This is a genomic window from uncultured Butyricimonas sp. (assembly GCF_959596855.1).
Lineage (GTDB): Bacteria > Bacteroidota > Bacteroidia > Bacteroidales > Marinifilaceae > Butyricimonas > Butyricimonas muris.
On the sequence record NZ_CAUFYA010000001.1, the window covers coordinates 122285 to 133852 of the forward strand.

General features: G+C 43.6%; 9 protein-coding genes. 1 reads left to right on the forward strand and 8 read right to left on the reverse strand.

Annotation, left to right across the window (positions count from 1 at the left end; genetic code table 11):
- The first annotated feature begins 83 nt into the window (after positions 1 to 83).
- Positions 84 to 629, forward strand: a complete 546-nt coding sequence (locus Q5866_RS00435; protein WP_186974935.1) for an RNA polymerase sigma factor — start codon at positions 84 to 86, stop codon at positions 627 to 629.
- On the opposite strand, the gene radA is transcribed toward Q5866_RS00435, so the two are convergent.
- From radA to Q5866_RS00475, 8 genes are all read right to left on the reverse strand, one after another.
- The gene (gene radA, locus Q5866_RS00440; protein ID WP_186974934.1) at positions 624 to 1991 is read right to left on the reverse strand and encodes a DNA repair protein RadA; all 1368 of its coding nucleotides are present in this window, start codon (positions 1989 to 1991) and stop codon (positions 624 to 626) included. The genes Q5866_RS00435 and radA overlap by 6 nt on opposite strands.
- Positions 1992 to 2027: 36 nt before the next feature.
- Positions 2028 to 2390: a four helix bundle protein gene (locus tag Q5866_RS00445; protein ID WP_099291400.1), complete on the reverse strand. Its 363-nt coding sequence runs from the start codon at positions 2388 to 2390 to the stop codon at positions 2028 to 2030.
- A gap of 32 nt (positions 2391 to 2422) precedes the next feature.
- The gene (locus Q5866_RS00450) at positions 2423 to 4753 is read right to left on the reverse strand and encodes a transglycosylase domain-containing protein (RefSeq protein ID WP_368501996.1); all 2331 of its coding nucleotides are present in this window, start codon (positions 4751 to 4753) and stop codon (positions 2423 to 2425) included.
- 31 nt (positions 4754 to 4784) lie between these two features.
- Positions 4785 to 6332, reverse strand: a complete 1548-nt coding sequence (locus Q5866_RS00455) for an ATP-binding protein (protein ID WP_303178080.1) — start codon at positions 6330 to 6332, stop codon at positions 4785 to 4787.
- 313 nt (positions 6333 to 6645) lie between these two features.
- Positions 6646 to 7740, reverse strand: coding sequence for a TlpA disulfide reductase family protein (locus Q5866_RS00460; protein WP_303178082.1), 1095 nt, complete (start codon positions 7738 to 7740; stop codon positions 6646 to 6648).
- Positions 7741 to 7752: 12 nt separating this feature from the next.
- A complete protein-coding gene (locus Q5866_RS00465) occupies positions 7753 to 9336 on the reverse strand; it encodes a PKD-like family lipoprotein (RefSeq protein WP_303178084.1) in 1584 nt (527 codons plus the stop codon).
- 17 nt (positions 9337 to 9353) lie between these two features.
- Positions 9354 to 10127: a DUF4843 domain-containing protein gene (locus Q5866_RS00470; protein WP_303178086.1), complete on the reverse strand. Its 774-nt coding sequence runs from the start codon at positions 10125 to 10127 to the stop codon at positions 9354 to 9356.
- Positions 10128 to 10137: 10 nt separating this feature from the next.
- Entirely contained in the window at positions 10138 to 11565 is a 1428-nt protein-coding gene (locus tag Q5866_RS00475) for a RagB/SusD family nutrient uptake outer membrane protein (RefSeq protein WP_303178088.1), read from the reverse strand.
- Between the last annotated feature and the right edge of the window lie 3 nt (positions 11566 to 11568).

Sequence of the window (11568 nt, forward strand, 5' to 3'; positions counted from 1 at the left end):
ATATATAAATCGAAACATGAAAAACTACCGTGAAAAACTATTCTTTTTGAAAAAAAAATTACATTTGCAAAAATAGAAGGTATATGACGTTTCATTCAGACTATTCGGATGATCAACTTTTAAAATTATTTAATCAACGGGATGCACGTGTGTTCGGGATTGTTTATCGTATGATATACAGGGAACTATATCTATACGCTACTAGTTTGTTTGAATCTCTCAACATCCCGTCCGAAGATATTATCCAAGATGTCATGGCCGATATATGGAAGCGAAGTTCTGTTCAATTTCCCACGCTGGCATACATTAAGACATTCTGTTTTATCGCCCTGAAAAACGCATACAAGAATAAATTAAAACATTTGGGACATCAGCAACGTTTCGAATTGGAGTGTAAAGTAGAATATGAATTCTCGGACGATATGGAACGTGTGGAACTGTACAAAACCCTGTACGATTCCCTTCAAATCCTGCCCGAAGATTACGCCACAGTGATTCGTATGTATCTCGAAGGTTGGAAACCGGAAGAGATTGCATCAAAACTGGGTATCGCTCTCCAAACCGTCTATAATAAACGGCGGGAAGCGGTCATCATCCTACGAAAACACATGGTGGATAACAATCTATGAACCGAACAAATCCCTGCAAATATCTCCTATTCGGGACACGAATTTCACGTTTATATGTGCCGGAGTTTTGACAAGCGCCTTTTTATTCCCCGACGGCACGAATATCTGTTGGAACCCCAATTTCTCGGCTTCCAATACCCGTTGCTCGATACGACTAACGGCACGTATTTCACCCGAAAGCCCGACTTCCCCGGCAAATACCGTGTCCGACGGTATCGGGGCGTCAATATTCGAGGAAAGTACAGCCATAACCACGCCGAGATCCAAGGCAGGGTCACTCACCCGAATACCTCCCGCGATATTCAGAAAAACATCCTTTGCCGCCAAACGGAATCCTACCCGTTTTTCAAGCACCGCCAACAACATATTCAAACGACGAGTGTCAAAGCCCGTTGCAGACCTCTGGGGCGTCCCGTAAGCAGCCGTGCTTACCAATGCCTGCACTTCCAACAAAATCGTTCTGACGCCTTCCATCGTGGCGGCAACCGCCACCCCGCTTAAATTCTGGTCATGATTGGAAAGGAGCAACTCGGAAGGATTTGCTACCTGACGTAAACCGGATTGCAGCATCTCGTATATCCCGATCTCGGACGTCGAACCGAAACGGTTCTTCATGGAACGCAGGATGCGATACATGTGTTGTTGGTCACCCTCGAACTGTAACACGGTATCCACCATATGTTCCAAAATCTTGGGACCGGCCAGCTGACCGTCTTTCGTGATATGTCCGATCAATATCGTGGTAATTGTATTTTCTTTGGAGAAACGCAACAATACATTCGTGCATTCCCGTATTTGTGAAAGACTTCCCGGGATAGCATCCACCGTTTCGGTAGACAATGTCTGAATGGAATCGATAATCAACAGTTTCGGTTCCAGTGCACGGGAATGTTCCAGCACCGCTTCCAGTGAATTACCGGAAAGAAACAAACAATCGTCATTCTCCGCACCCAAACGTTGTGCCCGCATCTTGATCTGGGATACACTTTCCTCCCCCGACACGTAAAGCACCTTCCCGTTATGATTATGCAAGGCAAATTGCAAGATAAGAGTGGATTTCCCGATGCCCGGCTCTCCGCCCAACAAAATCATAGATCCCGGTACAATTCCGCCTCCCAACACCCGGTTCAATTCCCCGTCGCCCGTATCCATCCGTTCGTCGGCATTGGTTTTCACCTCCGATAACCTCAACGGGCGGGAAGAACTGTTCCCGATAATAGAAGCCGCCCGTTTCCCCTTCACGGCAACTTCCACTTCCTCCACAAAACTATTCCACTCTCCACAAGTGGCACATTTCCCTACCCACTTGGATTCTTTCGCCCCGCAATTCTGGCAAACGTAAACGGTCTTAGATTTCACCATAACAATTGAAAATTGAAAATTGAAAATTGAAAATGATTAGTTTTCAACGTTCAATTTTGTTGTTTTTACTATACTTGCTGTAAGCCGGATTAATTCACGGCTCTCCCCTATGATAGAATCAAACTCTGACTCGGTTAAATAATCTGTTTCTTTCAGCAATAGAAGCCAATATTCCGTTTCATTGGCCTCTTTTAAAGCTATATTCACTTTATTAATGAAATCTGCTTTAGACTGCGCGTGTTCACTCTCTCTAATCAACGCTCCAATCGACGTCCCACTCCTAAGCAACTGTTTCGACAACACAAACTCCTTACGCTCTGCACATAAAAACTTGTACAAATTAACTATCCGTACCGCAAATCGGAAAGACTTCCCCGCAACAATATTTTCCTCTTTCATTTTCAATTTTCAACTTTCAATTTTCAATTGTATCAGTCAAAAATTTCATCCACGAAATCGGATTCAGTGACCACCTCGTCACCCTCATCATCACAATCAAGGACTTTATTCACGCCATTCGGTTTTTCGAAATCTCGTTGCGGAACGGCAAGCGATTTATCGGCATATACTTTTTGCATAAATAATGCCCAAATCGGGAGAGCCATACTGGCTCCTTGACCATTCGCCAAGTTCTGGAAATGGATGGAACGGTCTTCAGCTCCAACCCACACTCCCCCGGCAAGATCGGGAGTGATTCCGATAAACCAACCGTCGGAGTGATTCTGTGTCGTTCCGGTCTTCCCACCGATCGGATTGGTAAATTTATAACGATAGCGTAACCGAATACCGGTTCCTTCATCAATAACACCTTTCAAAAGATTTGCCATCAAATAAGCCGTATTCTCCGTGATTACCTCTCGGGATTCGGGCTGGAACGTCGCCAATAAATTACCGTACTTATCCTCTATCTTGGTCACCATTATCGGCGAATTGTACACTCCTTTATTCGCGTACACGGAAAAAGCGGAAACCATCTCTTTCACGGAAACTTCCGAAGAACCCAAGAATATAGCAGGCACCGGATCTATAAAACTGTTAATACCCATTCTATGAGCCATCTGTACCACTGCCTCCGGGGTAAATTGCTTCAATACCCAACCGGAAATATTATTTACCGAGTTCGCCAACCCCCATTTCAAAGTAACCATCTCACCCTCACGCTTATTTGTCGAATTGCGGGGCGTCCATGTAGTCCCGTCCGGCAACACGAAAGTTTGCTGCACGTTCAACACTTTCTGACAGGGCTCCAATCCCTCCTGCATCGCCAAGGTGTAAAGAATCGGCTTAATAGTAGATCCGATCTGCCGTTTACCCGTGCTCACCATATCATACTGGAAATAATGATAATTAGGACCTCCCACGTACGCCTTGATATGTCCGGTAGCGGGTTCCATTGCCATAAATCCGGCACGGAAGAACGATTTATAATGTTTCAGAGAATCCAACGGACTCATTGTCGTGTCACGCACTCCATTCCACGTGAAAACAGACATGGCTATCGGTTTAGCGAACTCTTTCTTGATTTCGGCAAAACTCTTGCCAGCCTTGTTCATGGAGCGATAGCGCTCCGTGCGCCGGATAGAAGTATTCAAAATTTCATTAATCGCTTCCTTTGTCAGGTCATTGGAGAAAGGCGGATTCGCTTTATGCTTTCTTTCCGCCATAAAAGTCGGTTGCAACGTTCCCCCTAAATGCTCGGTCACCGCCTCCTCCGCGTACTTTTGCATCCGGGAATCCAGAGTCGTGTAAATCTTCAACCCATCAGTATAAATATTATAACGGGAACCGTCGGATTTCAGATTCTTGTTACACCACCCGTAAAGCGGGTCCCTCTCCCATGCCAGCGAATCAACGGCATATTGATCTTTATTCCATTTGTAATTCTTCTTTTCCGGTTTATTAGCTGTCAGGTACAAACGCATATATTCCCGGAAATAAGTAGCGATACCCTCTTTATGGTCTTCTTTATGAAAATCCAGTCCCAACGGCAAATTCTTTAAAGAATCGCATTCCATTTCGGAAATCTTGTCATATTTCAACATCTGACTCAACACCACGTTCCGGCGCCCCAACGTTTTATCCGGTCGACGCACGGGATTGAAAAGTGAAGGATTTTTCGCCATACCCACCAACATGGCCGATTGCTCTACCCGTAATGAATCGGGAGAAGTGGAGAAATAAATATTTGCCGCGGAGTTAATACCTACCGCCAAATTCAAAAAGTCAAATTTATTGAGATACATGGTGATGATTTCCTCTTTCGTGTAGCTCTTTTCCAACTTCACGGCAATCACCCATTCCCGGAATTTACGGACAGCCAACTCCACGAAGCTTTGGTTTGCCTCTCTGGGGAATAACATCTTTGCCAGCTGTTGGGTAATCGTGCTACCTCCCCCGGCTGCCGAATTACCTGTCGCCATTCCTTTTGCCACCCGGAACAGACCGCGCACGTCAATACCGCTATGTTCATAAAAACGTACGTCCTCCGTGGCTATCAACGCATCAATCACGCTCTGGGGAATATCTTTATATTCCATGTAACGACGGTTCTCGCTACCCTCGAAATATTTCCCTATGATTTTCCCGTCAGCAGAATACACCTCTGTCGCAAAACTATTATTCGGATTTTCCAACTCCTCGAACGTGGGCATAAAACCTAATTTCCCGTCGGAAACCAAGTAAAAAAAGAAAAATATTCCTCCCACGAATATCACGAACAACCCCCAAAAAATGACAAAGTCTTTCCAATATTTCTTTAATATCTGCATCCTGTTAAATATTTATTACCTATTTTCATTCCACTATCCACTCCCCGATATTTCGAGTTTTATTGTCAAAATTAATTCCTATCCGGAACAACTGCCGGGAATCAGCCTCGAACGGGCGAGCGTAATGCTTCTCCTCTATCTGACGCAGAGCCTCCTCCGCCGTTCCGTCCAACTTGAACTCCATCTCGTAAATATAACGGTCTGTCTGCAACACCAAATCAACCCTTCCCTCCGACGTGTGATACTCGACTTTCACGTAAAAGCCCACCAAACGAAAAACAATGAAAAGTACATTCTGATAATGCACTTCCAAATCCCGGATAATCTCGTAAGGCGTATCGGCAAAAAAACTCTGAAGCCTACACAAGAAAGCATTCGGCTTACCAGTTCTGATTTCTTTCACGAATTGTTGAATTTCGAATGGGGATTCCACTTTATTTATTCTCGTGTAGAACGGCATCAAAAACTTGACAAACCCCTCCCCCACTTCACGATTCGGGAATCCAAGAATATAATTTCCAAACTCTTCATCATAATCCTTAATCGTGAGATACCCGCTTTGATAAATCACGGGAATCGGACTCTCGTCCGCGTAGATACTGTTCAGCACCTCCGCGCTCGTTTCCTCCCGGGACATTTGTTCCAAATTATAATGGTTCTTCTGTAACAATTCCACCAGATAAGTCGGGGTCCCCGTTTCAAACCAGTAACTACCGAATTTCATCTTGTAAAAGGTGTTCAACACGCTAAAGGGATTATAAATTCCCTCGGAATTTTCCACGAAATGATACCCGTCATAAGACTCCTTCAACCGGGCGCATACTTCCTCGTACGTCATTTTCTGGGCAGAAGCCAATTCGCGCAAATCAGCCTCGAAATAACGATGAATCTCTTCCCCCGTCATCCCGCATATAGCGACATACCGGTTATCCATGGATATATCATTCAGATTATTGAGGTCACTGAACACGCTGACTTTCCCGAACTTGGTAACACCTGTCAATAAAGCGAACTTGATATCCCCGTCCATGGTTTTCAAAACCCCGTAAAACGGTTTCAACGTATTACGAAATTCCCGTTGCAACCCTTCGTTATTGATGGCCTGCAACATCGGCTTATCGTACTCGTCAACAAGAATTACCACCCGTTGCCCTGTCCGCTCGTGAGCCCGGCGAATAACCCCAGCGAATCGTAACGAGAACGACACCTCCGACGCTTCCCGCCCGTAAAGGTTCTCCCACCGGGTCAAGTTATCATTGAGAATATTGCCCAAGCTCTCGACGGAATCATACTTCTCGATATTCAAATCAAGATGCAGAATAGGATGTTGCAGCCACTCTTTTTCCAACTCCTCCATGGCAAGACCATGAAACACCTCACGTTTTCCTTGAAAATAAGCCTCAATCGTCGAGATAAGCAAACTTTTCCCGAACCGACGCGGACGACTCAAAAAATAGTAACGCCCTGATTTTACCAGCCTATAAATCAACCTTGTTTTGTCCACGTAAAGATACCCGTCTTTCCGCAGGCTCTCAAAATTCTGAATACCGATAGGATATAACCCGTTGCTCATTTCTCTTGCATTTAAACCACAAAGTTAGGCAAAATCAGCGAGATTTAGAACATTATTAAGCAAGACAATAAAGATATTACAATTCACGTTAAGACCTCAATCAGCCCCTTCTCTCGTTCTTCAACCGTTATTCCATCATTGTCCAGCCGTTTCGAAACGACTGAACTCCGATAACCCGACGTGAGAACATCTTCTCCCTTTCCCGTGCTTGACCTTTCCGTATCTTGATATTGTCAGACTTTCAGGCCTTATGGACGAGAGGGTGTGTCGAAACACACCCTACACATTTTCAAATAGTTATTAAAAAACAAGCCTATTCCGTTCCTTTCAAAGCTGCAGCAATACATTCTTCCAACGCTTCTCCCCTTAGGCTTTCAGCTATAATTCGATTGTTTTCATCCAACACGAAAACGTAAGGAATGCCGTGAACTTCATACAGGTCGGAAGCTACGCTACTCCATCCTTTTAAATCAGACAAATGAATCCAGTTTAATTTATCCTCTTGAATCGCTCGTATCCATGCCTCTTTTTTGGTATCAAAAGATACACTTACGATTTCCAATCCCGCGTCTTTATACTTGCGATAAATTTTCCGGACATTAGGATTTTCCGCGCGACAAGGTCCACACCAAGAAGCCCAAAAATCCAGTATTTTTACTTTTGCTTTTATATCATACAAGGAAAGCGAATCTCCTTCGGGAGTTACCATTTTGAAATCGGGAGCGGTTCCCCCGACGATGATTCGTGACTCTTTATCGACATACGGCTTCATTAAAAGCCCCGGAACTGTTTTACGAGCGTTTTCACCCAGCAAAGCATATCTCTCGTGTAGACGTTTTGCCCTGTAAAAAGTTTGCATACGCCCGTACACGACGGCAGCACCGACAAGATTATCGTGTTGACGAACAAAATCACTCTCAACTTCACTATAACGCTCATCCATTTTAGACAATAAACCACGTATTTGCAGTTTACCGAAGTAATCATTGCCGTAAATTTTCTCGTATTCTAATCGCATCGAATCTTTTTGCACCTTTATCTCCAACTCTTTTTTCCGCAGTTCATTCCGTTGCTGTTGCAGAACTCCTCCTCCATCTATGGCATAAGTTGAAACATCCGGTATATTCGCTTCCACTTTGAACTCGCTATTTTCAACAAGTATAGGCACTCGTAACCTCGTGTCCGGAGCCACAATTTCTGCCATAACCGGTTCTTTTACACTTCCTTCAAAGAGAAACGTGCCATCTGCCGACAATACATTTCCCAAGGTATCCCACGTTCCCGTCACTCTCGGGGTAACCAACAATATTCGCCCCTCGTAACCCGTTATCTGTCCCTCAATCACATAACGAGGAGAGGGCTGGCAGGCAGCCAAAATCATACTGCCTAACCAGACTATCCAATTCATTTTCATCAATATTTAATTTTTATCAGGTTCTTTATACGTGATATCCACAATATTTCCCAGTTTATCGTGTTTTTTATGTAGTTCAAACTTGCCTTTCCGCAAATCTTGAGGAGTATCGTAGGTCCGCATGATACCGCATTCCGATTCATCCATACCATCCACCGTGGATCCCACGATTAATCGCCAACCGCGTTTTCTTTGCCATGAATCAGTAGCACCCCAAGAATTATTAGACACTAAAGGTTCAAATTTTATCACTTTTATCTTTTCTCCCGGGAATGTCAATACCGGTATCGCTTCTTCGTCGGGATAAGCAACGTCAAAAGCATAAATCGTGTTATTACTGAGATAATAAATATGATTATAGTTATTACTAAAGGCAAATTGAATCGCGTTTTCCAAGCCGGGACCTTTAATCTCCTCGTAGAACCTTTGTTCGTTTTTCTCATCGTATCCCATGAGAATCCCATAAGCGTAATGCCTCCTCGTGTTCGGATCTTTCAAAACAACCCAATTGAGCCCTTCGCCCAACGAACTAAACGTACTCGCCCCTGCCACAAAATCCCGCCCAGTTCGTGCATCAAACTTTTTATCCCCGGAAAATTCCATCACGGAGGGATAAGTTTCTTTTTGCTTAATATTTACAAACTGACGATTCGTGGCATCATATAGCATCACCGGAACCGGGTCTGAAGCACCCGGGATATAAATCCAGCGATTCATCACCCCGACGAAAGGAGCAGCCTCGAACCGTTCCCCCTTGATAAAATTCACCGGATATCCGAAAAAACCGACCCCGTTAGCGGCAAGCTCGGAATAGACATCTCCGCTTTCTGTAACAAGTGTCCAACGATCTTCTCCTTGGGTACAGCGTTGCGAGAATTTAGCCATCTGAAGATTTACCACCTCCGGAACAATTCCGAAATACCACCTGAAATCGGTATCCTCACCTACATGCATATCGTATTTATCAATCTCGTAAGTCCCTTTCTCCGAAACAAGTAATACGCGAGAATTTTTATTACGGAACCAACAAGGGAGTAACTTCAAAGGTTTCCCCATGGAAAAATCTTGGTTTGCCCAAATATTCTTGGCAATAATATCCTTTGTTTCATCCCTATTGACTACCATATCAAGACGAGCTTCTCCCCCTATGTCACAAAGCACTAACCATCCTTCACTCATCATTGTTGTCAAACGTACAGAAAAACGCTCCCGATAGGCCACTCCCGTTGATTTGTCCGTCACGATATAAAACCCGGCGTAAGTGCCGGCATTCGCCTCGGCTAACCATTCCAAGTTTTTATCTCGACCGATAACAAAATCTTCCCCGTCTTTCACTTCATTAATATCTATTCCACTGGGTATCAATTTCCATTCATACTCGTACTCGGATTCATCCTTTTCTAAAGTAGAAGCTATTTCCGGTTGCAGACGAAGTACATCCGCGAAAGCCATCAGCGTGTAAATCGTATCCCTGCCGATTCCGGCAATGGACAACTCGTTAATCTCGCGATAATCGTAATTCCCCTTGTCATCAAAACAGGAGGAAAATGCCCACCAACCCAATAATATATAAAACAAATATCTTTTCATAACGCTCTTATTTAATATTATTTCTGTGCATCAGGTCCCATTGTCATCGGTTCTCCATCCTCATCCAATTCCGGATGCTCCTGAAGGTATTCATGCAAGTATCTCGCGGCAAATCTCAACTTACCTTCATTCAAGCCGCTTTCCACGAAAGAAGCAACAAAATCCTCACGATCGTACCCCATTTGATCGCAAATAAATATAGCCTTTTTCGTTGAGAATTTACCAAAGAAGTTTTCGCCATAAAGTGACCACCACACGGGGGTTTGAAAACGTTCATCCATGTGTATGACACGTTGATAATCTATCGCTCGCAATGAAGTTACTTGAGCAGTATCAATTAATGTTTGCATACGAGAATACAGGAATCCCAATTCCGGAGTTTCTTCCAGTCGTAACGTAAAACGCCGGGGACGTTCAATAAGATCATCAGCCCGCAACAACTCGATTTCCACCAATGCGTCCGCTTTTCCCGCGAGAATCGCGTATTCTTTTTGCAGAAGACGGAAATCTTCGCCCTCCACGGCACTCAAAGTATCTTGTTCATCCGCGATTACCTGAATCGTGAATTTTCGGTCATAAGCAGCCACATCTCCCAACAAGCACACTCGCAGATTCATATTTTGCGTCTTTATGTCTGAATTCTTCAATCCCCATGGCACCACAATCGTGTCCAACACGGCTTCCGTCGGGTCAAAATAAATCCCACTTGCACCCTCGTATACATCTATTTTTTCCTCGCATGCTCCCAAAAAGATCATGAACAGGATAAGCATATAAATAATTCGTTTCATAACTTAAACTTTAATTATATTTTGTTTCCCCATCTGGAATGGGTAATACATATCTCAACAGATTGATTGTTTTCGTTCCGTACGGATCGTATGCCGATTGAATCTCTGTTTTCATTTTCCGTTTGTAATAGAAAAACAATTGCCCCTCTCCATATAACTCCCTAAGCCATTCCGCTTCCAAAGACTGTTCTACTTGTGTCGAAGAGATCTCACGCAATCCCCGGTTTACCCGCAAGGTATTAAGATAGTCGGTTGCTTCCTCGGGATCTTCTGTCACCTCCGTGGCAATCATATACATCTCGCTTGTTCTTAACATAGGTATCATTTGCTGGTACAATGAATCTTGCCCTTGATAACGGTCATAAAGTGCATAACTCTCTCCATCAAAGTCAAATGTAGCGGAAGACAAAAAATATTTATACCGGTAATCAGCTCCCGAGCCTCCTGCTTTTTGAAAAATTTGTCTTACAACATCGAAACGGGGAATCAATAATGATGATTGCAATTTCAGATTTTGCGCATCAAACAGAGAGGTAAATATTGAATTACGATTCAAGTTTTGCAGTGCGAATAATACCTCGGTTGAAAACATCCTATCGGGAATAGTCCCATCAGTTCCCATCTTCATCGGGTCTACCCACGGGAATAACTTTTCCGATATTTCAATAATTTTCAGCGCGTATTCTTTCGCTTTCTCCGTATCCCCGATATACATGTAAACCCGGGCTAACAAAGCCTGTACGGCATAATAATTAAGACGTAAATTACGATATTGGAAAAAGACATTTCTTGAATCGCCTTGAACTCCATGTGTAATAATGGGATCAATCTCCAACTCTTTCTCCGCATTCAGTAAATCATCTATCACCTTACCCATAAATTTATCGCTCGGCAAAGAAGGGTTTACATCTAACACGAACTCTTCGTAATAAGGAAGTGTTTCCGAGGAAGCCCCGTAAATCGGTCCGAATAAACGGAATAAATCAAAATGCAACATCCCGCGTAAAGCCAATGCTTCACCCCGGCACAAATGATAGTAATCGTCCGATAGAACGGCACGGTTTACCTCGCAATTCTTTATTAACAGATTAGTATTGGCAATCAAGCTATAAACCTTTTGCCAAATAGATTCAATTTTACTCTTGGAATAAGCTCCATCATACTCGTAATTCGCTAAAGAATAGAGACTCTTATTCTCTTCCGGGATAGCGTAACGCTGTGCCAAGATTTCCACGAATTCACATGTTAGTGCCCGACCGTACAAGTTATCGTTGTTCAATTCAACGTAAATACCATTTAACGCTTCTTCAAAACCGGCAATAGTTGAAAAAGCTGTTTTTTCCGATATTCTGTCACTGGGTTTCACATCCAACCAATCGGAACATCCACTACATATTCCAGCTAACAGGAGAAAAACAGATATAAATTTCGTTTTCATAAT

Excerpts from the sequence above, each read along its gene's own strand:
- Q5866_RS00435 (WP_186974935.1), top strand. The coding sequence starts at position 84 with ATGACGTTTCATTCAGACTATTCGGATGATCAACTTTTAAAATTATTT.
- radA (WP_186974934.1), bottom strand. The coding sequence starts at position 1,991 with ATGGTGAAATCTAAGACCGTTTACGTTTGCCAGAATTGCGGGGCGAAA.
- Q5866_RS00445 (WP_099291400.1), bottom strand. The coding sequence starts at position 2,390 with ATGAAAGAGGAAAATATTGTTGCGGGGAAGTCTTTCCGATTTGCGGTA.
- Q5866_RS00455 (WP_303178080.1), bottom strand. The coding sequence starts at position 6,332 with ATGAGCAACGGGTTATATCCTATCGGTATTCAGAATTTTGAGAGCCTG.
- Q5866_RS00460 (WP_303178082.1), bottom strand. The coding sequence starts at position 7,740 with ATGAATTGGATAGTCTGGTTAGGCAGTATGATTTTGGCTGCCTGCCAG.
- Q5866_RS00465 (WP_303178084.1), bottom strand. The coding sequence starts at position 9,336 with ATGAAAAGATATTTGTTTTATATATTATTGGGTTGGTGGGCATTTTCC.
- Q5866_RS00470 (WP_303178086.1), bottom strand. The coding sequence starts at position 10,127 with ATGAAACGAATTATTTATATGCTTATCCTGTTCATGATCTTTTTGGGA.
- Q5866_RS00475 (WP_303178088.1), bottom strand. The coding sequence starts at position 11,565 with ATGAAAACGAAATTTATATCTGTTTTTCTCCTGTTAGCTGGAATATGT.